The sequence below is a fragment of the Streptomyces sp. NPDC048637 genome, from assembly GCF_040650675.1.
In the GTDB taxonomy this organism is placed as follows: Bacteria; Actinomycetota; Actinomycetes; order Streptomycetales; family Streptomycetaceae; genus Streptomyces.
On record NZ_JBEZHQ010000005.1, the window covers coordinates 293,222 to 316,345 of the forward strand.

Here is a 23,124-nt window from a genome sequence, read left to right on the forward strand (position 1 = left end):
TCGCCTCCAACCGGCGCGAGGGCACCCGACCGCCTCATGGGGACACCGGCTGACCGCAACGGTTCCTACCGTGCTCCGCATGGATCAGAGCACCGCAATCCTCCCCTTCCACCTCGATGTCCCGCAGGCCGATCTCGACGAGCTGCGGCACCGGCTCGCCAGGACCCGCTGGCCCGACGAGCTTCCCGCGGCGGGCTGGGACTACGGCGTCGCCCTCCCGTACCTCAAGGAGCTCGTCGCGTACTGGGCCGACGCATACGACTGGCGGGTACACGAGGCCCGGCTCAACGCCCTTCCGCAGTTCACCACCGTCATCGACGGGCAGAACGTGCACTTCCTGCACGTCCGATCCCCCGAACCGGAGGCCACCCCGCTGATCGTCACCCACGGCTGGCCCAGCACGGTCAACGACTTCCTGGGCATCCTCGGTCCGCTCACCGATCCGCGGTCACACGGAGCGGACCCGGCCGACGCCTTTCATGTCGTCGCGCCTTCCGTCCCCGGGTTCGCCTTCTCCGGGCCCACCCAGGACAAGGGCTGGGGAACCCGCCGCATCGCCCGCGCCTGGGCCGAACTGATGCGACGCCTCGGCTACGACCGGTACGGCGCGCAGGGCGGCGACTTCGGCGCCCTGGTCTCCCCCGAACTCGGCCGGGTCGCCCCCGGCAACGTCCTCGGCGTCCATGTCAACGCGCTGGTCAACGCCGCGACAGCGGTCAGCCCGGACGAGCTGGACAACCTTTCCGGGGCCGAACGTGAGCGAGCGCGGGAAAACGAGCTGTGGTGGTACGGACACTCCGGTTACGCCACCCAGATGGCCACCCGTCCGCAGACGGTGGCGTATGCGCTCAATGACTCACCCGCAGGGCAACTGGCCTGGAACCTGGAATGGTTCGTCGACCATGATCCGACCCGAACCCGGCAGACACCGGTCGACCGGGACGCCGTGCTGACCAATGTCAGCGCCCTCTGGCTCACCTCCACCGCCGGGTCGGCCGCCCGGCTCTACCTCGAAGCCGGTGCGGACGGCTGGGGTGAACGCCCGGCGCCCTCAGGCGTTCCCACCGGGGTGGCCAACTTCCTCGGCGACCACGCCCTCCGCGGACTGGCGTCGCTCTCGCACCACCTCACCCACTGGGCGGAGTACGCCACCGGCGGCCACTTCGCCGCACTTCAGGCCCCGGACACACTCGTCGCCGACATCCGATCCTTCTTCCGTACCCTGCGCTGAGCACCGCGCGGCGTCCCACTCCCCCGGCGGAGGGGACGCCGCGGGGCCGAACCCTATGGGCAGGCCGCGGCGAGGAGGGATTCCGCGACGGAGGTGCGGGCGTACCACACGGAGCGGCCGGCTCGGTGGGCGCTGACCAGGCCCGCGGCGCGCAGCGCGGTGAGGTACGGGGAGAACCGGCCGGGGAGAGCCTCGTGCGGTCTGCCAGTTCGGTGGTGGAGGCCGGGGTTTCCAGTTCGGTCGGCAGCCGGGTCCGCGAACGGCCGAGTACGGCGGCGAGGGCCGCGGTCCCGGCCACGGGGCGGGGTCCCGGCCACGGGGCGGGGTTCCCACAGTGCGCCGACGCCGCGTGCCGGGTAGGCGAGTTGGGGCGGCTCCGGCAGCGCCACCCGGGTGAGCAGGCCGGGTCCCGTGAAGGCCGACGGAATCAGCAGCAGTCCTGCACTTGCCGTCCTCCGGGACAGGGTCTGCGACCGGCGGCCCAGACGGAGCGCGTTGTCGTCCCAGCCCATCCAGGGGTGCAGAGCGTTGAAGCGCAGGGGCGGCGGCCGCCCCTTCCCGATGAGGCGCTCAGCGGAAGGCGGCGGCATGCTCCGCGGCCCATTGGGGGAAGGGGGTGGCGGAGCGGCCTGTTATCCGCGGGACGGTGTCGTGCACCTTCAGCAGTTCGTCGTTGATGTCCCCGCCCATGAGGTCGAGCACCGCGTTCGCGGTCTCGTCCCCCAGGAAGGAAACCATCTGCCGGTGGGCCTGCTCCCGGCTGATCCCGACCAGGGACACCTCTTCTCCCAGAGCCGCAGCGAGGGCCGCTACCTGCTGCCGTGCCGTGACGCGTTCCGGTCCGGTCAGCGGGTACGTCCGCCCCCGGTGGCCCGGCTCGACGAGCACCGCTCGGGCCACTGCCGCGATGTCCGCGGGATGGATGGTGGGAAGTCCCAGGTCCGCGTACGGCACCTGGACCGTCCGGTGCTCGCGGATCGACGTCGCCCACCACAAGGTGTTGGAAGCGAACTGCGTCGGCCGCAGGATCGTCCAGGCCATCCCGGTGTCCTTCAGCAACCTCTCGACGGCCGCGTTCACCCCGGCAGCGGGCAGGTGTGGGTGGGTCTGCACCGTGATCGACGACACGAGGACCACATGCTCCACACCTGCCTCCCGAGCGGCCTCAAGGACCTCGCCCTCTGCCCCCATGCCCTGCACCAGGAACAGTGAACGCACGCCGTCGAGGGCCGAGTTGAGGGTTTCCACGCGCGCGAGATCTCCCTCAACGGCGTCGACCCCCTCGGGGAACGCGGCCCGAGCGGCGTCCCGGGTGAGACCTCTCACCGGACCGGCGCCGCACGCACGCAACTCCGTCAGCAGAGCACGTCCTATGTTTCCGGTGGCTCCTGTCACGAGGATCACGGGTGCCTTCTCCTGCCGTCCGACGATGATCAACTCGCGGACACGCTAGAACCTCAATCGCACTTCAGGTCAAGGGGATTCGCGGCAGGTGGGGCGCCAGAACCTCGCCCCGTACTCATACATACGCCCATACATGAGCGTGCGGGCACGGGGCAGGGTCAGGCGTCAGCGTGTACGTGCCGGGGCGAAGGGGATCCCCGAAGTCATGCCGCGGCGGCCGATCATGAGGGACTCGCCGAGGAAGCTCACGCCGATGGAGAGCTGGAGGGGGCGCGCGTCCTCGTGCATGCCCATCTTCGCCGCCAGGAAACTGAAGCCGGCCATGACCGCCAGGGTGCCGATCACGGCGAGGAAGGTGCGGCCGGTGTATCGCTGCCACAGGACACCTCCCTTGTCGACGAGCTGAACGCTGGCGCCACGGAGTGCGCCGAGTGCCGCACCGAGGACGGCGCCCGCGATGACCCAGGTGAGGTCGGTGCCGGTCAGATCCGTTTTCTTGAGGAGGGTCAGGACACCGATCCCGGTCAGGACCGCCGGGGCCACGAAGAGGTCCCGCGCGTTGACCGGTTCACCGATCATCCGCTTGATCACGACCGCGATCACGACCACCGCGATGATCGCAGCGAGCAGCCAGGGGTTCACGTAGACACCATCCATTTTCGTAGCACGATTGAGCTAAAAAAGGATGTTAGCCCGGTCGTGCTATAAAGGCAATGTGCCAAAGATCGTCGATCCCGCAGCCCGCCGCAGGGCGGTGGCGCAGGCCGTCCTGTCCGTCGCCGCCCGCCATGGGCTGGAGCATGCGTCGCTGCGCAATGTCGCCGAGGAAGCCGGACTCGCCATCGGCTCGGTCCGCCACTACTTCGCCGACCACGACGAGTTGATGACCTTCACGATGCGGGAGCTGAGCCGGCGCATCGGCGACCGCATCGGCGCCCACGCCGAGCGGCTCCTGGCTCCCGACGCCGGCACCGACCGCCGGGCCGGAACGGAGGAGCTGCTGGCCGAGTTCCTCCCCCTGGACGAGGCCCGCCGTCAGGAGTCCGCGCTCTGGCTCGCCTTCGCCGCCGCGGCGCTCACCCGCCCCGAACTGCGGCCCTGCGCCGCCGAAATGCAGGCCGACCTGCACGCCCTGATGTCGCGCGTGCTGCACGAAGTCCAATCCGCCGGTGGGCTGCCGGACGGCATGGATGCCGAACTGGAAAGCACGCGACTGGCCGCCCTCCTCGACGGCCTCACCCTCCAGGCAACTCTGCTGCCGGACCGCTATCCGCCGAAGCTGCTCCGGCAGGTACTGCGACGGCACCTGGAAGCCCTCAGAGCCGGGAGCTGACCTCCGGCCCTGCGCGGGGCGGGCGAGGAGCCGTCACCTACTCCCGGTGGGCCCCGCGCCGCGATATCCGGCACCGGAGGGAAGCACGGGAACACCCCTCAGCCAGCAGCTGCCTGATACACGTGAACGGCCTGCTGGGCGGGACGCCGCGGAGGCCGCCGCGGCCGCCGCGCCGCGCCGTGCTGCGGCGCGCCGGTCGGAATTCCGGCGCGCTGGGGCCGGTGCGGGGGAATCGTGCGCACTCCCCCGCACCCGCGTCCCGCACCCGCGTCCCGCACCCGCGTCCCGCTGCCGCGTGCGGATCCGCCTACGCGAGGTAGTCGAGCAGGGCCCGCACCTCGGCCCGGCGGCGCTTCGCGGTCTCGTCGGTCCCGCTGCTGTCATCGGTCCCGCTGCCGTCGTCGTCACCGTAGTCGTCCAGGACGGCACGGGCGCGGGTGCCGGCGGCGGAGCCGCGACCGAGGTGGGCCTCCAGCCAAGCGGCCATCAACTGGGCGCCGGTGCGGTCGTGGCGTGCCGTCTCGCCGAGCGAGGCGAAGACGGCGATCGCCTTCTCCGCGCAGTCGAGGGCGTCCTCGTAGGCGCGCCGTGCCGTGCCGTCGTCGTCCTCGTCGCCGGGCTCGGAGTCGCAGCCACGGACCAGCAGTTCGCCGGTCTGGCGGTAGGTGCCGGCGAGTTCGGCCCGCAGCATGGCGTGGCTGTCGTCGTCCGCCGGCTCGGCGACGGCCTCGGTGAGCAACTGCTCGGCGGTGGCCATCAGGTCGCGGGCGACCGGCAGGCCGCGCCCGGCGTCGCGCAGCGCGAGCCAGGCCTGGGCACGCACGGCGCGGGCCGCGTTGTGCGGCCGGCCGAGCGCACGCCAGAGTTCCTCGGCGCGGGCGTAGGCAGCGGCGGCCTGCTCGTTCAGCCCGGCGCCGTTGAGGGCGTCACCGGCGAGGTGGGCGAGGACGGCGTGGTCGCGCTGTCCGTCCCAGCCCTTGGCGATGTCGGCCGCGAGCAGGAAGTGTTCGCCGGCCTGCCGGGGGGCGCCGAGCGCGTCCAGGCATTCGCCGAGCCACCAGCGGGCCTGCACGACCTGTCGTTCATGGTGGTGCTCCGCGAGGTCCGGCAGCGCGCTTTCCAGGACGGACGCCGCCTCGTCGAAGCGCCGGAGGCGGAGCAGGGCGCCGCCGAGCACCAGCTGCGCCCAGGCACCGAGCCCTTCGCTGCCGGCCACCTCGTCGGCCCAGTGCGTGGCTTCGAGGGCATGGTCGGCCACCTCGTTGTCGTCCTGACCGGTGGCGGCCAGGGCCTCCGCGACGATGAGGTGGAGGTGGGCGCGGCCGACCGGTTCGAGCAGCTCGGCGCCGTGGTCGAGGGCGGCGCGGGCGGCCTGCTCGGCCTGTTGCGGACGGCCCAGCGAGAGGGAGAGTTCGGCGAGCCGGGCCTCGGCCTCCGCGGCGAACCAGGGGACGGCGGCCTCGTGGTACAGCTCCACCGCCCGGCCGAACAGCTCCGCGGCCTGCGGGGCGTCGCCGCGCCCGGCGAGCAGGCCGCCCAGCAGGCAGGAGGTGTCGGCGATGCGGGACAGCATCCGCTGGTCCTCGGTGCGGTACTGCTCGGCGAGGCCGAGCGCCGCACGGAGCTCATCGGTGAGGGCTTCCGCGGCCGCTGCGGGGTCCGGCGCCGCCTGGATCATGACCAGCCGGACGCGGGCCGCGGACAGGAGCGCCCCGGTCAGCTGCCGGGCAGTGGCCCGGCCGTCGGCGTGCAGGGTGCGCAACTGTCCGCAGAGCGCGTCGAGTTCGGCGAGCCCCTCCTCCATGCGGCCGGAGACCGCCATGGTGTAAGCGGCCCGGGCCCGGCCGGCCGCGCCCTCGCCGGGGTCACCGGCGGCCTCGAACTGCTCGGCGGCCCGGCGGAACAGCGCGATGGCCGTGTCCGGGTCGTCGAGTGCGTCGATGGCGGCGTGGTAGGTCACGTCGGCGCGGGCGGACGCGTCCAGTGCGGTGCCGGTCCGTTCGGCGGTTCCGGCGACCGTCCGCCACGCGGCGCGTGCGTCCGGGTGCTGGGCCAGGGTGAGGCGCCGGGCCTCGGCCAGCTGTGCGGTGAGGTCTTCGGAGCCGGCCTCCACCGCCGCCGGAGCGGGTTCCGGTGCGGACTGCGGACGGGCGGGGGAGCCGGCGGCGAGCCGGGCGCCGCGGACACCGAGGGGGAGCCGGTCGGTGAACGGCGTGCCGGCGATCCGCGCGGCCACCCAGGTGCCGACCCGGTCGGTGCCGTTGCGCGCGTCGAAGCGGCGGGCCAGGCCGTCGGCGGCTTCCTGCGTACGGGCCAGGAGCCGTTCCGTGGTGACGGTGGTGCCGCCCGGCAGGGGCACGGGCCGGTCGGCGTGGCCGAGTTCCACGAGACGGCGCAGCAGCAAGGCCGCGGCGCTCAGTATCTGCAGCCGGGAGAGCGGTTCTCCGTCGTTGTCGAGATACGCCGCATGTTCGGCGAGGATCTCCAGGCCACGCGCTTCGTTGCCGGTCAGTGCGCAGAATTCGATGTGGCGGGCGATGGCCGGTACGAGGCTGCCGTTGCCCCGGGCCAGGCGATAGCCCCGGAGATGATTGCGGCGGGCCTCCTCGACTCGCCCGAGGCGCAGCAGCGGCACCAGGGACAGGGCGAGGATGTGGTGCGGCTGCTCCGCACAGGACTGTTCACCGTTCAGTACGGGTGCCCAGGTGGCGATGGCGCGCTCGTCGTCCGCGCGGGCCGCGTGCCATTCGCCCTGGTCGTTGAGTTCGCAGGCCAGGCAGTCGCTCATACCGTCGCGGTCGGCGGCCCTCCACTCCGCCAGGAGCCGGGCGGCCAGGGCGTCGTCTCCGATGTGCTGGGCGAGGTAGAACTCGGCCGCGCGGACCGGGCGCAGGGAATACCCGGCAATGCGGTAGTGGCGCTCCATGTCCGGGAGCCAGCGGCGGACGGCGTCCAGCGGGATGTCGGGGTTACCGGTGAGGCTGTAGATGATCCATTTGAACCGCCAGTGGAGCCGGTGGAGGGCCGGGCCGCTGAAGTCCTCCGGGTTCTCGTCCCACATGCGCAGCAGCCGGGAGAACGGCACCAGCGTCCTGCCGCTCTCCGAGCTGAACTGGTACGAGCTGATCAGGTCCAGGAGTGCGTCGAGGAGCAGTTGCCGGTCGCCGGTCGTCTCGGCGAGGGCGACGAGTTCCTCGGCGCGGTGGTTGCGGGACGGCCCCTTGGGCTCGGCGTCGTTCTCCCACAGGGCGCGGCGGATCGACTCGACGGTGTGCGGCGTGGTGTTCTCGTGCGTCATCGGCTTTCCTCCTGGCCGTCCGAGTGCGTGGCCCGGCCCAGCAGGTCCAGGAACGCACGGTTGAGCAGTGCCGAGTCGGCGGGCCGCAGCGGGCGCGGGGCCATCAGCAGGGCCTGGCCGTAGAGCGCCTCGGCGGCGGTCCCGGCGAGTTCCGGGTCGTCGATCCGGGCGATCCGGCGGACCAGCGGGTTGTGGTGGTTGAGGACGAGCCGGGCGCGCGGTGCGCTGCCGCGCAGGCTGCCGAGGATGCCGGCCCACAACTCATCTGCCTGGGTCTCTTCCTCGGCGCGGGCCCGTTCCTGGCGGGCCGAGCGGTCGTCCAGGTGAAGGGCGGGGACGGACACCGGGTGGAAGGTGCGCAGCACCACGTCGCAGCCGAGCGGGTCGAGTTTGCTCCGGGCGGCGGCGAGGAAACCGGACAGGGCCAGTTCCTCGGCGGGGTCGACCGGGTCGAGGTGGGCGGTGACGGTGTCGGCGTCGAGTTCGGCGACGCCGGTGCCGGGCCGTACCGACGGCAGCAGCTCGACGAGCTCGGCGTCGTACGTGTAGCCGCCGTTGACGACGCCGATGCCCTGCGCGGCGGCGATCGCGGCGACCTGCCGGTACTCCTCGACGGTCCGCGTGAAGTGCACGACAGGGTGCCGGCGGGCGAACTCCGCCAAGGACAGCTGCCCGTCCGTGGTCTCGAACGGCAGCCAGGGCAGCATGGTGGTCAGCACCTCCCGGTCGTGCCTGGCCAGGGACTTCACGCCCAGGTGGTGCACGGACAGGAACTGTGCGAGCCGCTCGGGTTCTCCGGCGGCGAGTCCGGTGAACCAGTCCTTGACGCGCGCGCCGAGGGCCTCACGGACCGCGGCGAGGGTCTCGTCGGCGTACAGGCTCTCGCGGGAGGCGGTGGGGCGCAGGCTGTCGGTGTCGATGACGCAGCGGACGAAGAACGCCCAGTCGGGGAGCAGTTCGTCGGCCCGTTCCGTCAGCAGCATGCCCTTGAGGTGGACCCGGTGCCCGGCGCGCTGGGCGGGGCTGACGGCGGACGGCAGGACGTAGGCGACCCCGCGTACGCCCGCGACCGGCACCTCCAGGTCGATGGAGTCGAGCGGGGTGAAGCCGAATTGCTGATGACAGTGGCGGGCGAGGGCGACACGCCGTGCGGCGGGGTTCGGGTAGCGGCGCTCCCAGACGGCCGGGCGGTCGGTGACCGGCTCCTCCCCCACCCGTACGTCGTAGGGCAGGAGCGATCCGAAGTCCTTGGCGAGACCCCGCACTTTGTCCTCGGCGAGCCATTCGGCGGCGCCGGGCCGGGCCGTGAGGTGCACCGTGGTGCCGGGCTCGGGGTGCGCGTCTGCGGGCAGCGTGCGCACCGTGTACGAGCCGTCGTCGCGGGCCGTCCATTCGACGGGCGGGGCAGTGGTGTCCCGCGCGGAGCGGCTGACGACGCGTATCTCCTCCGCGACGACGAAGCACGCCAGCAGACCGATGCCGAACTGACCGAGAAATTCGGAGCGGGCCGACTCCAGGCCGTCGCGCTTGGAGCTGCGGCCGATGGTGGCCAGCAGGTTGTGCACATCGGCCTCGGTCAGGCCGATCCCGGTGTCCGTCACGCGCAGCCCATCGGCGTCCGCGTGCAGGCGCACCCGGGCGGGGCAGTCGGGCTGCTCGGCGCGGCGTGCGGTGAGGGCGTCCACGGCGTTCTGCAGCAGTTCGCGCAGATAGACCCTGGGGCTGGAGTAGAGGTGGTGGGAGAGCAGATCCACCAGGCCCCGGAGGTCGACCTGGAAGGTGTGCGGTATGTGATCAGAAGTCATTTATGGGTGCGTCGGCGGACATTCACTGCCCTGCGGCGCGGATCGTGCGGCCGTGGCCGCCAGCGGTCAGGGCTGGCCATCATAGGAGCCGCAGCAGGCAGCCGACCATGGGATTCTGCTCCGTCACCTGCCCGGCGGGCGGCGGGCCGGGAGCGTCAGACCGCCTGACTGGACGCCTCGACCTCGCGCCGCTCGATGGCCTGCTGGTAAAGGCGGCCGGCGCGGTAGGAGGAGCGGACCAGCGGGCCGGACATGACACCCGCGTAGCCGATCTCCTCGGCCTCTTCCTTCAGCTCCACGAACTCGGCGGGCTTGACCCAGCGCTCGATGGGGTGGTGGCGCACGGTCGGGCGCAGGTACTGGGTGATCGTGATCAGCTCGCATCCCGCGTCGTGGAGGTCCTGCAGCGCCTGGCTGATCTCCTCGCGCTCCTCGCCCATGCCCAGGATGAGGTTCGACTTGGTGACCAGACCGGCCTCGCGGGACTTGGAGATGACCTCCAGCGAGCGCTCGTAGCGGAAGCCGGGGCGGATCCGCTTGAAGATCCGCGGCACCGTCTCGACATTGTGCGCGAACACTTCGGGACGACACGAGAAGACCTCGTCCAGTGCCTCCGGCGCACCGTTGAAGTCGGGTGCGAGCAGCTCCACTTTGGTACGCCCGGCCTCGCGTGCCGCTGTCATCGCGTGGATCCGGCGCACGGTCTCCGCGTACAGCCAGGCACCGCCGTCCGCCAGGTCGTCGCGCGCGACGCCGGTGATCGTCGCGTAGTTGAGGTCCATCGTGACGACGGACTCGCCCACCCGGCGCGGCTCGTCGCGGTCCAGCTCCTGCGGCTTGCCCGTGTCGATCAGGCAGAAGTCGCACCGCCGGGTGCACTGGTCACCACCGACGAGGAAGGTGGCCTCCCGGTCCTCCCAGCATTCGAAGATGTTGGGACAGCCGGCCTCCTGGCAGACCGTGTGCAGATCCTCGCTCTTCACCAGGTTCCGGAGGTGGTTGTACTCGGGACCCATTGTCGCCCGGGTCTTGATCCACTCGGGCTTGTGCTCAATGGGCGTCCGGCTGTTCCGGACCTCCAGGCGCAACATCTTGCGTCCGTCGGGTGCGACAGCGGGCACGTTCGGTACCTCTCTTTGCACAAGGGTGAGCCAGCAACACTTCGGCGGGATCAGGCTAGGCCGGGCGGTAACCGCACCCGCTCGGATTCGGCCCGGCCTGACGGCCTGCCAGAGCACGAGAAGAGCGGCTCTCCCGGCGAACCCGGCCGCTGCCCTTCCTGCCGACCGTGGACACGGTGACCTGAAACCGATGCTATGAGGGCCGCCGGCCGTACCGGCCGTACGGAAGGCGGCCGCCCCTAGGTGAGTAAGCCCGGCCCCTCACCCCGCCCCTGCGGGAGCTGCCTGTGCCGTCCGGTGATCGGCGCGTCCCTTCTCGTAGACGGTCAGCCCCCGCGAGAGGCGGAGGGGGACCAGCAGCAGCTCGACGACGAGGGCCTTCCAGGCGTAGACGAGGTTGACGGCCTTGGTGGCGTAGACACACGGGATGTTCAACAGGACGCCAGGAAGCGGGAGTTTGCGCCGATGGGCGGCGTAGAGCAGAGGTGGGAGGGTCAGGAGGATCTCGGCTCCGGCCCACCAGAGGAAGGCGAGTGCGGGTGGCTGGTCCGTGGTCGCGGCGATCACGAAGGGTGTCGCCCACCAGAGCGGTGCGGTGAGAATCTCCAGCAGCGCCAGCAGCACCCAGACCGCCAGCAAGGGTTTGTGGACGATCAGCCGCCCGAGGTGGAGCCGGACGTTCTGGCAGAAGCCGGCCATCCAGCGCCAGACCTGTTTGCGGAGGTAGGTGAGGTCTTCAGGGTCGGCCGCGAGGGCTACCGCGTCGGAGACGTAGACCGCGCGTCTGCCCGCGATCTGCTGGGACCACGTGAAATCCATGTCCTCGACGATGGTGCGTTCCGGGAAGCCGCCGAAGGCCATCAGGTCGTCACGGCGGAAGACCGAGCAGCAACCCGAGCAGACCATGGGGCTGTTGGCCAGGGCCTGGATCGGACGGTGCCAGTGGAAGCCGCACATGCACCAGATCAGCGTTCTTGCTGGTCACGGCGCCTTAAAGCCATCTGGGGTCAGCAAAGCGTCAGCATCAGTCGAGACCCCGTCCGGTGGCCGACATGTCAGCCCCCTCTACGCAACGAGGTCGTGGTCCAAGATCTTTGCGGCAGCAGCGATCGACCCCGGCATCAGATGCCGGTAGGTACGGTAAGTGATTTGGATGTTTCTGTGGCCCATCCACTCCGCGACATCCGTGATTGGGATCCCGTGGCTCAAGCAGTTCGATGCGAAGTAGTGGCGAAATCCGTACAACGTCATACCCTCTGGAGGCGGCGCCTTCTTGAAAAGGTTCCTGACCCGCCGAGACTCCATGGAGTACGTGAAGTATCCCGTCGGACCGCGAAGCAGGTACCCGTCCTCCGAGACACCATACCTCTCCGCGAATCGTTCAACGGCTTCCTTGACCGATCGCGGCAGCGGCACCTCGCGAAAATCGCCAGCCTCTCGATGTTTCAATGGAGCAGGCCGGTAGGTATTGTGATGTATTTGCTCCGTCACTCGATATACATCGTCAGCAACGATGTTGTTGATGTTGACGGCGCGAGCTTCACCACTCCTCAGGCCACACCCATACATCATCCGCATCTGCATGGTCAGCTGGAAGTCAGCGTTCTTTGCCGCCTCTTGCACGTAGCCCTTTGTGGGGATCACTGCCCGGTCAGGTACATATTTCGGCGGTATGACCCCCAGCGTAGGATCCTCCCCGATTGCCCCTTTGCGAAAGGCATCCGTCAGGATCGCACGAAGGATGCCGTACGCGTTCCTCTGCGTCCCGAGCTGCACACCGTTCCGCTCCATGGTCGCAATGAAGCGTTCCAGGATCATCGGAGCGAACGTTTCCATTTTCCTGGAAGAAAACTCCGGGTACAAATGCGCCCGCAGATACGTCTCGTGAGCAGGGCCCGTGGCATATTCAACGATGTCGCGCCGACGGGTACGCCAATCCTCTGCATACTCCTTGAAGGTCATTCGACCCAGCTGAGCCCTGACCTCAGCGACAGAAATGGGAGTGTTGCGCTTATCGTTATAGATTGCCGTTAGTCGATCTTTGGCAGCGTCTTGCGTCGGGTAGCCAGTTTCTTCGCGTTGCTTTCCCGCAGGGTCGCGGTAGCGGATTGTGTACGTGTGAGGGCACCGCGTGGGCTTCGAGCAAGAACAGTTCTTCAGGAAGCTCCCCATCCCTCGGGCAAGCTTGACGGGAATCAATACAGCCACTCCTCAGTCGCGCCGTTTGCGTGTTAGTGAATCTTCTGCTGCTCAAGCCATTTGATTACTTCGCTGTACTTAAATCGAAGTTTGGCATTCCTCCCACGGCCGAATTTGTATCCAGTTAGCCCAAGCTTTGGCGCATCTCGATACATCCAGGTCAGGGACACGTTCAGGAAATCTGCCGCCTCTTTTGCGGTCAGCATGCTTTGTAGAGTCATAATCGTCAGTTCCGAGTCGGGCGAAGTGACGGCACGCGCCCACACAGACGGCTGAGCGATCGAATCAAGGCAGGGGGGATCGCGGATCGGCACATCAGATGGTCTTCCTTGCGAAGGAGGGCGGAGCGACAGGGCGGGATCCACAAGGCCGGGAGCCCACGCCAGCTCGGCGAGGGTGTCGCTGTCTGTCAGCGAATAGGCACTGCGGATTTCAGGGCAGCAGCAGGTGGGAGCCGCTCGTTGCCTCCTTGAATCTTTGCAGCACCGCCTACTGCGTTCGCCACGGCTCCACCGCCAAGCACAGCCGAGAATGAACAGCCTCTATCGTCCCCACGATCCCCGGTTTCGGTAACCGGGGATCGTGGCGTATATTCCGCGCGCATTCGCAGGCTACGAGGCAAGTCGGTATGACCTGAGCGCGGGGTGGGCGTCGTCCTCGACCAGGACCACGAGCCCTTGCTCAGTGAGTCGGCTGAGGTTTCGAGTCACGACGCGTTCGGGGGCACCGACGGCTCGGGCAATGACACGGATCTCACTACCGGGGTGAGCCGCTACGTGTGCGAGCACCACTACGTCCTGGCGGTGCTCGCGCTGCACCAAGTCCTCGCCGAAAAGCCCGGCTGCGCAGACACAGAGGCACAGGGCCGTGGAGAGCGCGGCGTAGTCTCCAGTCGCCTGGGCGGTCCACGCGTTCAGGGAGCCGAGCGCCAGCAGGACGGGGGCGGTGAAACGGATGGAGCGTATTGCGGGACTCGACAGGTTGCCCTCCTGGAATAGGTCTCATCGAGGAGACCGACCAGATCAGCGACGAGTTGTGTTGCTGGCCGCAGTGCCATTCAGCGCCGCAAGCAAGCCACACACCGTCACTGACCTGGTGTTTTACGCGACGTTGTACGTTGACATAGTCCCGGAGGAGCTTCCAGTCCCTTGGGGTACTTTCTCGTCTGCCGTGGGCGGATTTCTTGGTGGCCCCTGGGGCGCCCTGCCGATTCCTTCAGGACGGCAATCGCCGAAGCGGTGCCCCATGATCACGAGCCCGCCGCGCCGACCTGGGGTCGTCACTGGCCGGCCCCGGCCTCGCAGGCGGGAGGGCCGGCGACTGTCCATCGACCGCGCAGCAGTGCGGCGTTTGAGGAGCCCGCGGCCCCTCGAACGCCGCTTGATCTACTGGCCAGCTTCGGCAGCCAAGCGGGGGCGATCCGTGCGCAGCGAGCAGCGTACTCCTGAAGGTGGAGGACCTTGAACTGCTGGGCGTCCCAGTTCTCGTCACGGACATCGCCCTCCGGCCAGAGATAAGCGAGTCCGCGCCCGCCTGATGTCAGCTCCACGTCACCCAGGTCGTAGCGGTCGTCTTCGAAGGCGTCGAAGATCCCCCACTCCCTTCGGCTGAGGTCGGTGAGCCGCAAGCCGGGAGCCGCAGAACCGGGAGCTGCTACGAGCCCGGGGTAGACGCGCCCTTCCAATGCCTGTCCGCCCTGGCGCGCGGTCACTGTCTCGAAGCCTTCACTGCTGAGCCAAAGTGGCGGCGCATGCAACGTGGGATCGAGTAGGCGGTGTGGCAGTCACCGTCGAGCGCTCCGAGAACGTCCCGCGATCCGCAACAGGCGCTGCGTAGAGAAGTCCGGGGGCATGCGCGGCCGGCGGCTTGAGAAGCGGGCAGTGAGACGCGCCGACGGCAACAAAAGCGTCCGATTGCCCTCAGCCGATGCGAAGTCCTCCAGAACCCGGTACGCCGTCGATGGACGCAAGAATGTAGATGCCGTACGTGCCAGTGGACTGCTAGTGAGCGCTCACTGTCGAAGTGGATAGAGACACGGACTTGGCCATAGCGCGATTCACGCTTGAGTCTCTACCTGGAACGTACGACGGGCAGGGTTGATATCCGCAGCTTCGATACAAGGCGAGCGCCGCGTCGTTCCGAACTCCCGTTTCTAGGACCATCCGGATCACGCCACGAGAAACCGCCTGCGACTCCAGATGCTCCAGAATCTGCCGTCCTATTCCTCTGCCCCTGCCCTCTTGTGTCACGTACATACGTTTAATCTCTGCGGTACCCGGCGACAGCAACCGCCAGCCTCCGCAACCGACTGCCTCTGGAGAATCGTCACACCTGGCGATGACGAAGAGGCCCTGAGGCAACACATAGTGACTCGCCGGAGTGCCATCAGGGTCATCAGCGAATCCGTAGACAGCAACCTGCTCGGCGTGGAGCGCTCGTGTGAGGCGCCGGGCTTCGGGATCACCGTAGGAAGTGACTGTCAGGGACGGGTGGCCCGTCTGGCACGGCCGAGCGGCACTGAGGAACGTCATGCAGCCGATAGTGCCCTGTCCACCGCTAGGAGCGCATCAGCACATGTCCCTGACTGGACGCGGTTACCGACCTGGCGTCGAATTCGACTCAGCAGATTGCGGCAACGGATCGACTGCACGTCGGGGACACGACCCGCCAGGTGAAGGAGTGTGCCGACACTGGTCTCCGAGTCCCGGCGGAGAAGGTGGGCTCGGGCCAGGTGTATCCCGTGCAGCAACGCAGAGCGGGGGTACCCGCTGTTCGCGCCGTGGTCCGTCAAGGGTGTGAGTAGGTCTGTGGCCTCGGCGAGGAGGCGTCGCGCCTGGGCAGGGTTTGCAGCAGCCAGTTCCACCAGGGCATGCCCTGACTCAGCTGCCACCTGCTCTGCTGTGAAGTAGTACAACGATGGAGGATCATCGTCTCTACGGTGGTCCAGCAGTACACGACACTGGTCAGTGGCATTGCGGAAGGCGTCAATATCGCCCGCAGCAGCATGAGCAGTGGCTAGGCGACCGAGGGCTCGGGCGCGCACGGTGGGGGCGCTTCGAGCAGTGTGCTCAACTGCCGCCTCCGCAAAACGCAGTGCGGAGGAAGGCTTGCCAGCGGCCGCATGCTGATAGGCCAGCATGCCCAGCACATTGGCGGCTCCGTTGCTGTCGTTAGCTGCGCGAGCAAGACGGATGGCGAATAGCTGATAGCGCTGCGCGGGGGCAGCTAGGTCGGCGTCGAAAGCCATCCAACCGGCAAGTTGCGACAAACCACTGGCCGTGATGAGCAGGCGCAGGCGAATCTCAGGAGAGTAACGACAGTTACGCAACAGGTCCAGGACACCGAGCAGTTCGGTTCGCACGTAACGCTGAGGAAGGGCTCCACCACCCGCCGTGTCATCAAGGCGGCGCAGCCCCCGAAGATGGGCTTCAAGAACATCCATCACCGGAGGAAGGACCTGGTCCGTTCCCGGGCCGAGGCTCGGCTGAGAAGCAGCTTGGTGGGTTGCGTCCCAGACCGCGCCGAAGAGCTGCTCCTCGCTAGCCGGCTTGGTAGTGGCCTGGTCGCGCGGGTCTGCTGCGGTCCAGGCCACGGCGGAAGCCAGAACGTCGCCTAGCGAGCGACGCCCGAGCAGGTCGTCGGTGGCCCCTCTCTCAGCTTCCTTGCCGTTGCGCTGATCGCCCCAGAGACCAGCGACGGTGTACGGGATGCCCGTAGCTTCACTGAGCGCGGTGGCGGTCAGCCGTCGCACCGTCTGAGATCGCGGTCGCCCGCCCGCCAACCAGCCGTGTGGCGCTGTGAGGTGCAAGGCATGTTCACCGACCGCTGTCAGACGCGGGTTGAGCACACGCATCAGCTCTCGCGGCGACCAACCGGCCTGACAAAGCGCCTCCGCCAAGGCCCGATTGGGGCCCGGTTTACCCGAGTTGGAGTGCTCACCTGGTGCAGTGCGAACGGTCCTCACATATGGACGGTAAGTCATAACGGCGCCTCCGAGCGCGAATTCGCGGATTTTCGCACTCGCTCCGAGAAGTTCGCGATATTCACGCCTCCCCCCACTGCTGGCATGGCGCGTCTCGCTGTGTGCTGGTTCCGCATCCGGCCTCCGAGTGGATGGGCTCCTCGCATGGGGTGCCCGCCCCGAGGGGTTGGCCCGTCAGCTGCTTCGAACTTCGACCTACGGAGGCGACTTCGTGCTGACCGTCCACAACCCAAACGGTCAAAGGATCTACGAGTACGTTCCGATCCCGACTCGGGATGAGCGCTGGCTCTACGAGTGGGAGTCGAAGCCCACGCTCACACAGCCATTCGTGGATCTTTCGTCGCTGCGCAGCATTGTGTGCCGGCTCACAATGCTGGCCCAGTTCGGCACAGTCGTGACCGCGGCTCCGCATACAGTCTTTACCCCTTCCCCGGAGGTGCCGGGGAGGGTCAGGCCCCTTAGGGGATCGCTGACAGTCGCCCGCTGCCACTCAGCGGATGTGAGCGAATCAATTTATACGCTCACTGGCGAGTGTCCAGTACTGGGCAAGCATTTCGCTGGGCCATTCCGGCTGGCGCACTCGGCCGCGGGGTCCCATTTCTTGAAACCAGGGGGCGATGTCGATAATTGGGGTGCCGTCAACGGCGTCCAGGTCCGTCACGACCAAGTCATGGCCGTCCACACTCAGCAGGCGTGGGTAGGACGTTGCCAACTGGTTGGGACGCCGGTGATTGCGGTGAACGAATGTCCCAGTGGCTGGCCACCTCGTGTTCCCCCGAGGGCTACGTGCGTGAAGCTCGACGTCAGCTGGCGAGGCCAGGCTAAATCGCCAGATAACGGCGAGGTGGGAAAATTCTTCGATGCCCTGGAGCGTTTCGAGGGGGAATTCCTCGCTGACCCGGATGATCGACTCCACGCCGCCCTGGAAATCGTCGGCAGGCACCATGTGCCCGCCAACCACTGTCGCGATGGGCTTGACCTCGAACGCCCCAGACATCAATGTCCTCATTCCTGCGAGTCCCAACCAACGAGGACACGGCAGTCTCAACAGGTCCCCGCTGTAACGGCTCGGTCAGCCTATGCCGCGCAGCATGGCGCGAGCACGCCGATCCAGTTCCGCCGCCGCGGATCCGCCTCGTCCCCGCACCGGGGAGAGCGCTTGGCGCATCCGCACGACCACCTCTCGTGCGCGACCGGACTGGATACCGCTCATGGTGTCCAGTGCTTGCTGCCATGTAGCGCAGGCCGCGTCGATCTGCCCCTGCCTGACCTGGACGTCACCGAGGTATCCAAGCGTGACGGCGTGTGTGCGGGCCGCGAGGGGAAGCGCGCGGGTGCGGACGCTGCGCTTGAACTCGGACTCCGCACCTTTCAGATCGCCGAGGTCTCGCAATGTGGCGGCTGTTTCGTGTGCAAGGGATGCTTCGGCGAAGAAGAAGACCCTGGCTGGCTCCTCACCGCCTCCTTTCGCCTTGCTGAGATCGGACTCGGCAAGGCGAAGTGCCGCAAGCGCTTCGGTCTTCCGCCTGGCCGCCGCCAGGGCACGGGCGTGGACCACGCCGAGCAGTGCTCGCTCCCGTGGGCTCGCGAGGTGATACCGGGAGCGATCGACGGACCCTTCTGCGAGTTCGAGGGCGCGTTGCGGATGACCAAGATCGACCGCCTGATGGGCTGCCGCTCGAAGAATGTGGCCGGCGAGTGGCGCGTCGTCTGCCTCGGCCGCCAGGTGGAAGGCAACGCGGAACGCCTTCTGCGCCTTGTTGTGGTTCGACGAGTCGAATGCCGTCCATCCGGCAAGGTAGGTCAGTTCAGAGGCGGCGGAAGCGAACTCACGGCGTACCTGCTCCGAGGTGAAGCGGCTGCTGAGGTAGTCGGTGACGTCGGATTTGAGGTATGCGATCAGGGCAGAGCGGCCGGCTTGCCCGCCGAGGCGCTGATCTTGACGGGAGTAGAAGGCCATTGCTTCGCGCACTGCATTGACGTGTGCGGAGGAGACGATGAAGGGAGTAAGCGGGCGCCTTGTACGTGCCTGCTCTGCAGCCCTCTCCCACCATCCGGAGGGCGGGAGCGCAGTGCCAACCGCAGAGTAGGCGGTGGCCGCCAGCACCTGCCGACGGTTCATGTCCATGTTGTCTTCGTCTCCGAGGTTCACCAGAGCGGTCACCGTGTCGAGGTCCCACTTCGAGGGCATCGCCGGCGCTGGCTCAGCGGGGGCGAGCCCGATCTGTGCCGGCGTGATGACGCGCCCGAGTCTGCGCGAGAGCGTTTCGCAGAGGATATGGGTCGCCACCCCCTCGGGGCGCGTCCCGCTGATCCACATCGCAATGTGCGAGCGCGACACCGAGCACAGTTCGTCTGCACCGTTCTCGGCGGCAACCCTCACTACGTTTGCGGCTACCTGAGTCTGTGGCCAGCCGGTTTCCTTGATGACCGACGCCAGCAGGATGTTGCGTGTGCGCGCCATGGTGCGCCCCTCGGTCTGCAAATGATCTTTGACGGCTTTGACGGCATCCACGCAAGCAACGGGGTACCTCTGAGCCGCGATTCACGGTTCTCTCATCACGACGATATTCCTCCATGGCCCAACCTCGCACCGCATAGCCATAGTTCGCTCTCCCAGGGCGCGTCGGTCTTCGCGCTGCCCAGGGAGCAGAGGAGTCGTCCCCCTTCACGTTCCTCAACGCCTGGAGGCGACGCCATGCCAGCCACACCGTTCGCAAACGGCCTCGTCCGGTCTCTTCGCGGTACTGCACTCGCTGGGGCCGAGCACGCTCTCGGTGGCTCGCTCGGTAGGAACAGCAGGTTCCAGGCGTCCAACTGGCTCGTGGACAGAGCCCTCAAGGGCCGCTCATCCAGGTGGTTCAGCCGACGCCGGAGGCCCGTGCTGAGCATGCAAGCTGCAATTCCTGCACGGCTCTCGGAAGTCGCCGGCGTTCGTCACCGGCTACGCGAGCAGCTCCACGACTGGAAGCTGGATCCAGTCATGGACGAGGCGGTCATCGCGACGAGCGAGCTGGTGGCGAACGCTGTCGTTCACGGCTGCCACGGGGCGAACGACGTGGTGACAATGACGGCGCGCTGCTCCGGAGAACAGCTTCTGATCACCGTCGAAGATTCGTCACAGCAACGCCCCCAACTCCGCCGCGTCCCCTGCGAAGCCGAGTCCGGTCGCGGCCTGGAACTCGTCAGGGCGCTAGCTGACGGATGGGGCGTGATGCCCGCGCAAGAAGGCATCGGCAAGCGGGTCTGGCTGGCCTTCGACCTCCACCCCCAGACGGGAAGGACTGCTCCGTGACTCGCCTGGCTAAGGGCATGGGTGACGCGCTGCGACGATCGATCAAGGTTCGTCGTCGGGTTATCCAGTCGGCAACAACCGCTACGTCAGAGACGGTTGCACTCGTCCTCGATGATTCCGTGCCGCTCCCGTCCTGTCAGGCGGATGTCGACGACCTGGCGGAACGACTGCGCGAGCACATCGTGGCCCTGGCCGGCCTGCGGACTGCGCGGCGGTTGGATGAGGCACCCGAGCAGCTTCGACGGTCCGTGGTCCAGGCCCGCGCCCTGCACCGAAGGGAGGTGCCCCCGGACTACGTCGGTTCCCGTATCCATCTCGTGCACCTGGCAGAGAGCACCCAACGCCTTCTGACTTGGGCGGCCGACGCCGAGCCCGGCGCCGCCGCGCAGGCTGCCTGTCCTCCCCCGAACCCAAGCCATTCCGAGACACACGGCAGGGCCGCTCTCCCCGTGGTCGGCCGGTGGGCGAGCCTTCGCGGAAGCGCTTCACGGCGGGGGGCGTGAGGTGCCGTGTCGTCGACAATCACATCTCTCGCGGCCCCCCCTCAGCCCGTGCGCGCCAACCCGGTCACGAAGTATCCGTGGTGGTTCCAGCTGGCCGAGAAGCCGCTCCCCGAGCCACTGCCTCAGCGCGAATGGGCCGTCCTACCCCTTCGCTTCCACCCTGGTCTGGCGGAACTGGAAGCTCTCCTTCACGACGGTGTGGCAGTGGGCCCGGTCCTGTGCTGTCCGCGACACCGCTGGCTCTACGTGCCAGTGGCCCCGGAGTGTTGGCACAGCCCGGTGGGCAAGCGGCTCGGCGTACGGGGGCAGGACCTCTCCTGCCCGTTCGACACTCGGCACCGCGCAGGCTGCGATGACCGGCTGTGGCTGCTCCCGGCCGATCCTCGCTACCTCACCGACTTGCCGGCGCTGGCCGACCGCATGTATCGGGTGCGGTCTGCTCCTCCCAGGCTGGCGGCGGCAGCATGCGCCTGACCGTTCCTGCAGTGATGGTTCTGGGAGTCCTGACTGCTCTGCTGATCCGCAGCCAGAGGCTGCGCGCCGGACCAGCCACGGTAGCCGTGGCGCTCGGCTTCGAGCTGGCGCACTCCCAGGCCGCCCCGGTCATCGCAGAGACATGCCGCTGCGTCGCACAGCTGATCAGCCGACTTCACCTCTAGTGCCAGCGCGAGCGTGCTCGTGCCCTTCAGCCTCCCTTCTCTTCGAGGACCTTGTGACCGCAATACCTCCCCTGGACCTGGCCAGCCGGCCGCGACACCGTCGTGCGTCGGAGATGACGTTGGGACGCAGCATGCTGGTGGTTGCGCTGGTCGCTGCTGCGTCTGCCGCCGCCGTGATCCTGTCGTCTCCGACAGGCCGTACATCTGTTGCCTGGTGCACCGCAGTCTCCACCGTGCTGGTAACAGCGGGGCTGGCCGAGGCGCAGCAGCGGCTCCGCTCACTCGGCCGGGAGCGTCATGCGGCTTGGGAGCGAGTGCGTCGCGCGGAGGCCGGCCGGGAGCAATCGCGAGGTGAGCTTCGTCGACTCCGGAACGACGTCGAGTCGGTAGCGGAGGTGCTCCCTTCAGCGGTTGAGCAGCTGCGCGAGCGGGCTTCAGCCGCCACTGTTCTGGCGCAGTTGGGCGAGCAGGGCCTTCTGCCGTCAGACGGCACGCTCCGGGGTGTCGTCCACAAGACGGTGCACACGCTCCACCAGGAGCACCGGCGGCTGACGTCCGCGATGGTCATGGTGCAGAGCTGTGCGCAGCGCCTTCATGCCGCGCTCACCGACCACCTTCGGGAGGTCGATGAGCGGAAGAGGCCCTACTGGGACAGCAGTTCCGCGCTGATTCGCCGGGAGGACGTACGCGCGGATTTCGAGGCGCTTGATGCGGGGCTGTCGAGTACGGGGCTGCTGACCCAGCGGCTGCTGGCTCTGTCCGGAGCCCGCCGAGCGGGACGGCCGTGGGCGAAGCCGGTCTCGCTGGAGCGCGTCGTGCGGGCAGCGATAGGTGCCTGCGAACACCACCCACGAGTTGAGCTGGCCCTGCCTCAGGTGCCCGTCGCGGTCGCCGGGCCGGCCGTCACTGCCACGATCCACGGACTGGCGGAACTGGTCGACAACGCGCTGCGGTTCAGCCCACCGACGACGCGGGTGCGGTTGTCGGGCGAGGATGCCGCCTCCGCGATGGTCCTGCACGTAGACGACAGCGGCCTGACCATGGGCGAAGAGACCCTGCGCCGTGCACGCGAGACCGTCGACTTCGAGCAGCCGCTGGACATCACCAGGCTCTCCGGAAGTCGGCTGGGCCTTGCCGCCGCACGCCTCTCCGCCGAACGCTTCGGCTTGAGGATCGCCTTCTGCCACTCGGCCACTGGCGGTACCCGAGCCAGCATCGTCCTACCTCGCCAGTGGCTCACCCACGACACGCCAACACCCCCCGCAGCCGGCCGTGCTCCGGCCCTTCTGCAGGGCGGCGGGCCGCCACCGGCCCGTGAGGTGCAGCCACCACCGGACCACTCGGCCGCCGCAACGCAGGCGCCACGGAGCACTGCGCATCTGCCGCGCCGGATCCCCGGCGCCACGCGGTCGAGCCCGGCCGAGCATCCAGCCGAGCCCGCACCACCGCCGACGCGAAGCGCACTGGAGACCGGCAAGCGCCTGTCCGCCTTCCGCCGAGCCACCCGCCCCGCTGACGCCCCCCGCACCGACCCTGGAGGATCACGGTGAGTACTGACCTTTCCTGGCTGCTCGACCAGCTCTGCCGCGACACCGCCGGCGTTCGCCACGCCCTGCTCCTGTCCAGCGACGGCCTGAAACTCGCCTACGACAAGAGCCTCGATCTCGACTCCGCCGACATTCTCTCCGCGATGTGCTCCAGTCTGCGCGCCATCTCCACTGAGCTGGACAAGGCGTTCAAGGCCGGGGGCCCAGCGTTGACGATCACCATCGACACACCCCGCGCCCAGCTTCTGGTAGTCGGCGCCGGGACAGGCGGCGTCCTCGCCACTGTGGCCGAGAGTGAGGCTGACCCCGGCATTGTCGGCACCGCGATGGCCCAGCTGGTGGAGCGCGTCGCGGACCACCTGAGCGTCCCACCGCGGTCACCCCGGGCTCCGTCATGAGCCCCGAGTGGGATGCGGATGTACCGGACCGGTCCTTCGTCGCTCTGGGCGGACGTACTGTCGCCGACCGCGATCTCGACGCGGTCTCCCTGATCGTCACCGAGCGCGACGACACCGCCGGCCTCGGGCTGGAGGAGGCCGCCATCGTGCGGATGTGCGCCTCGCCGACCGGGGTCGTGGAAATAGCAAGCCGCCTGCGGCTGCCCGTAGGGATGGCCCAGGTCCTCATCTCTGGCCTCCTCGACCAGAACCGCGTCACCGCCCGACACCCACACGCCACCTCAGCCTCGCCACACGATGCTGCTCTTTTGAGGAAGGTCCTCGTTGGACTCAACCACCTGTGAAGCCG

Annotated in this window: 22 protein-coding genes; 8 read left to right on the top strand and 14 right to left on the bottom strand. The window is 68.2% G+C overall.

Going from position 1 to position 23,124, the window contains the following annotated elements; all coding sequences use genetic code 11:
- Positions 1 to 79: 79 nt before the first annotated feature.
- On the top strand, positions 80 to 1,231 hold the full coding sequence (locus AB0C46_RS10570; RefSeq protein ID WP_362827346.1) for an epoxide hydrolase family protein: 1,152 nt from the start codon (positions 80 to 82) through the stop codon (positions 1,229 to 1,231).
- A 53-nt stretch (positions 1,232 to 1,284) separates the two neighbouring features.
- Here the strand turns inward: AB0C46_RS10570 and AB0C46_RS10575 are convergent, their stop codons facing one another.
- The 3 genes from AB0C46_RS10575 to AB0C46_RS10585 form a co-directional block, all read right to left on the bottom strand.
- A complete protein-coding gene (locus AB0C46_RS10575; RefSeq protein ID WP_362827347.1) occupies positions 1,285 to 1,821 on the bottom strand; it encodes a hypothetical protein in 537 nt (178 codons plus the stop codon).
- The gene (locus AB0C46_RS10580; RefSeq protein WP_362827348.1) at positions 1,802 to 2,635 is read right to left on the bottom strand and encodes an NAD(P)H-binding protein; all 834 of its coding nucleotides are present in this window, start codon (positions 2,633 to 2,635) and stop codon (positions 1,802 to 1,804) included. The genes AB0C46_RS10575 and AB0C46_RS10580 overlap by 20 nt, the downstream gene beginning before the upstream one ends.
- A 165-nt stretch (positions 2,636 to 2,800) precedes the next feature.
- Positions 2,801 to 3,292 (bottom strand): DUF1453 domain-containing protein, encoded by a 492-nt coding sequence (locus AB0C46_RS10585; protein WP_362827349.1) that lies wholly within the window; start codon positions 3,290 to 3,292, stop codon positions 2,801 to 2,803.
- A 58-nt stretch (positions 3,293 to 3,350) separates the two neighbouring features.
- Here AB0C46_RS10585 and AB0C46_RS10590 point away from each other — a divergent pair, with 58 nt between their 5' ends.
- Positions 3,351 to 3,968 (top strand): TetR/AcrR family transcriptional regulator, encoded by a 618-nt coding sequence (locus AB0C46_RS10590; RefSeq protein WP_362827351.1) that lies wholly within the window; start codon positions 3,351 to 3,353, stop codon positions 3,966 to 3,968.
- Positions 3,969 to 4,275: 307 nt separating this feature from the next.
- Here AB0C46_RS10590 and AB0C46_RS10595 read toward each other — a convergent pair whose 3' ends face one another.
- The 11 genes from AB0C46_RS10595 to AB0C46_RS10645 all read right to left on the bottom strand — a co-directional run bounded on the left by AB0C46_RS10595 (position 4,276) and on the right by AB0C46_RS10645 (position 18,888).
- Positions 4,276 to 7,266 carry a tetratricopeptide repeat protein gene (locus AB0C46_RS10595; protein WP_362827353.1) on the bottom strand — a complete coding sequence of 997 codons (2,991 nt, stop codon included), beginning with the start codon at positions 7,264 to 7,266 and terminating at the stop codon, positions 4,276 to 4,278.
- Positions 7,263 to 9,071 (bottom strand): HSP90 family protein, encoded by a 1,809-nt coding sequence (locus AB0C46_RS10600; RefSeq protein ID WP_362827354.1) that lies wholly within the window; start codon positions 9,069 to 9,071, stop codon positions 7,263 to 7,265. Before AB0C46_RS10600 ends, AB0C46_RS10595 begins: the two co-directional genes overlap by 4 nt.
- 155 nt (positions 9,072 to 9,226) lie before the next feature.
- Entirely contained in the window at positions 9,227 to 10,192 is a 966-nt protein-coding gene (gene lipA, locus AB0C46_RS10605) for a lipoyl synthase (RefSeq protein ID WP_362827356.1), read from the bottom strand.
- 261 nt (positions 10,193 to 10,453) lie between these two features.
- Positions 10,454 to 11,149 carry a glycosyltransferase family 2 protein gene (locus tag AB0C46_RS10610; RefSeq protein ID WP_362827357.1) on the bottom strand — a complete coding sequence of 232 codons (696 nt, stop codon included), beginning with the start codon at positions 11,147 to 11,149 and terminating at the stop codon, positions 10,454 to 10,456.
- A 108-nt stretch (positions 11,150 to 11,257) separates the two neighbouring features.
- Complete coding sequence (locus AB0C46_RS10615) at positions 11,258 to 12,154, bottom strand: tyrosine-type recombinase/integrase (RefSeq protein ID WP_362827359.1); 897 nt, start codon at positions 12,152 to 12,154, stop codon at positions 11,258 to 11,260.
- A gap of 269 nt (positions 12,155 to 12,423) precedes the next feature.
- The gene (locus AB0C46_RS10620; RefSeq protein WP_362827361.1) at positions 12,424 to 12,705 is read right to left on the bottom strand and encodes a helix-turn-helix domain-containing protein; all 282 of its coding nucleotides are present in this window, start codon (positions 12,703 to 12,705) and stop codon (positions 12,424 to 12,426) included.
- 965 nt (positions 12,706 to 13,670) lie between these two features.
- Entirely contained in the window at positions 13,671 to 14,018 is a 348-nt protein-coding gene (locus AB0C46_RS10625; protein ID WP_362827362.1) for a hypothetical protein, read from the bottom strand.
- A gap of 373 nt (positions 14,019 to 14,391) precedes the next feature.
- Positions 14,392 to 14,922, bottom strand: a complete 531-nt coding sequence (locus AB0C46_RS10630) for a GNAT family N-acetyltransferase (protein ID WP_362827364.1) — start codon at positions 14,920 to 14,922, stop codon at positions 14,392 to 14,394.
- On the bottom strand, positions 14,919 to 16,289 hold the full coding sequence (locus AB0C46_RS10635; protein ID WP_362827366.1) for a hypothetical protein: 1,371 nt from the start codon (positions 16,287 to 16,289) through the stop codon (positions 14,919 to 14,921). Before AB0C46_RS10635 ends, AB0C46_RS10630 begins: the two co-directional genes overlap by 4 nt.
- 592 nt (positions 16,290 to 16,881) lie before the next feature.
- Positions 16,882 to 17,370 (bottom strand): SAM-dependent methyltransferase, encoded by a 489-nt coding sequence (locus AB0C46_RS10640; RefSeq protein WP_362827368.1) that lies wholly within the window; start codon positions 17,368 to 17,370, stop codon positions 16,882 to 16,884.
- 75 nt (positions 17,371 to 17,445) lie between these two features.
- Positions 17,446 to 18,888, bottom strand: coding sequence for a Tat pathway signal protein (locus AB0C46_RS10645; RefSeq protein ID WP_362827369.1), 1,443 nt, complete (start codon positions 18,886 to 18,888; stop codon positions 17,446 to 17,448).
- Positions 18,889 to 19,263: 375 nt separating this feature from the next.
- On the opposite strand from AB0C46_RS10645, the gene AB0C46_RS10650 reads away from it, so the two are divergent.
- From AB0C46_RS10650 to AB0C46_RS10675, 6 genes are all read left to right on the top strand, one after another.
- On the top strand, positions 19,264 to 19,668 hold the full coding sequence (locus AB0C46_RS10650; protein WP_362827453.1) for an ATP-binding protein: 405 nt from the start codon (positions 19,264 to 19,266) through the stop codon (positions 19,666 to 19,668).
- A 17-nt stretch (positions 19,669 to 19,685) separates the two neighbouring features.
- Positions 19,686 to 20,171, top strand: coding sequence for a DUF6415 family natural product biosynthesis protein (locus AB0C46_RS10655; protein ID WP_362827370.1), 486 nt, complete (start codon positions 19,686 to 19,688; stop codon positions 20,169 to 20,171).
- A 485-nt stretch (positions 20,172 to 20,656) separates the two neighbouring features.
- Positions 20,657 to 20,830, top strand: coding sequence for a hypothetical protein (locus tag AB0C46_RS10660; RefSeq protein WP_362827371.1), 174 nt, complete (start codon positions 20,657 to 20,659; stop codon positions 20,828 to 20,830).
- Positions 20,831 to 21,225: 395 nt separating this feature from the next.
- Complete coding sequence (locus AB0C46_RS10665; protein ID WP_362827373.1) at positions 21,226 to 22,380, top strand: ATP-binding protein; 1,155 nt, start codon at positions 21,226 to 21,228, stop codon at positions 22,378 to 22,380.
- On the top strand, positions 22,377 to 22,775 hold the full coding sequence (locus tag AB0C46_RS10670) for a roadblock/LC7 domain-containing protein (RefSeq protein ID WP_362827375.1): 399 nt from the start codon (positions 22,377 to 22,379) through the stop codon (positions 22,773 to 22,775). The genes AB0C46_RS10665 and AB0C46_RS10670 overlap by 4 nt, the downstream gene beginning before the upstream one ends.
- Positions 22,772 to 23,119 (top strand): DUF742 domain-containing protein, encoded by a 348-nt coding sequence (locus AB0C46_RS10675; protein ID WP_362827376.1) that lies wholly within the window; start codon positions 22,772 to 22,774, stop codon positions 23,117 to 23,119. Before AB0C46_RS10670 ends, AB0C46_RS10675 begins: the two co-directional genes overlap by 4 nt.
- The last annotated feature ends 5 nt before the right edge of the window (positions 23,120 to 23,124 follow it).

What these genes read in the sequence shown, in the direction of transcription:
- AB0C46_RS10675 (WP_362827376.1), top strand. Translation starts at nt 22,772, where the DNA reads ATGAGCCCCGAGTGGGATGCGGATGTACCGGACCGGTCCTTCGTCGCT.
- AB0C46_RS10575 (WP_362827347.1), bottom strand. Translation starts at nt 1,821, where the DNA reads ATGCCGCCGCCTTCCGCTGAGCGCCTCATCGGGAAGGGGCGGCCGCCG.
- AB0C46_RS10610 (WP_362827357.1), bottom strand. Translation starts at nt 11,149, where the DNA reads ATGTGCGGCTTCCACTGGCACCGTCCGATCCAGGCCCTGGCCAACAGC.
- AB0C46_RS10585 (WP_362827349.1), bottom strand. Translation starts at nt 3,292, where the DNA reads ATGGATGGTGTCTACGTGAACCCCTGGCTGCTCGCTGCGATCATCGCG.
- AB0C46_RS10650 (WP_362827453.1), top strand. Translation starts at nt 19,264, where the DNA reads ATGCAAGCTGCAATTCCTGCACGGCTCTCGGAAGTCGCCGGCGTTCGT.
- AB0C46_RS10615 (WP_362827359.1), bottom strand. Translation starts at nt 12,154, where the DNA reads ATGACCTTCAAGGAGTATGCAGAGGATTGGCGTACCCGTCGGCGCGAC.
- AB0C46_RS10630 (WP_362827364.1), bottom strand. Translation starts at nt 14,922, where the DNA reads ATGACGTTCCTCAGTGCCGCTCGGCCGTGCCAGACGGGCCACCCGTCC.
- AB0C46_RS10600 (WP_362827354.1), bottom strand. Translation starts at nt 9,071, where the DNA reads ATGACTTCTGATCACATACCGCACACCTTCCAGGTCGACCTCCGGGGC.
- AB0C46_RS10595 (WP_362827353.1), bottom strand. Translation starts at nt 7,266, where the DNA reads ATGACGCACGAGAACACCACGCCGCACACCGTCGAGTCGATCCGCCGC.
- AB0C46_RS10655 (WP_362827370.1), top strand. Translation starts at nt 19,686, where the DNA reads ATGGGTGACGCGCTGCGACGATCGATCAAGGTTCGTCGTCGGGTTATC.
- AB0C46_RS10570 (WP_362827346.1), top strand. Translation starts at nt 80, where the DNA reads ATGGATCAGAGCACCGCAATCCTCCCCTTCCACCTCGATGTCCCGCAG.
- AB0C46_RS10640 (WP_362827368.1), bottom strand. Translation starts at nt 17,370, where the DNA reads ATGTCTGGGGCGTTCGAGGTCAAGCCCATCGCGACAGTGGTTGGCGGG.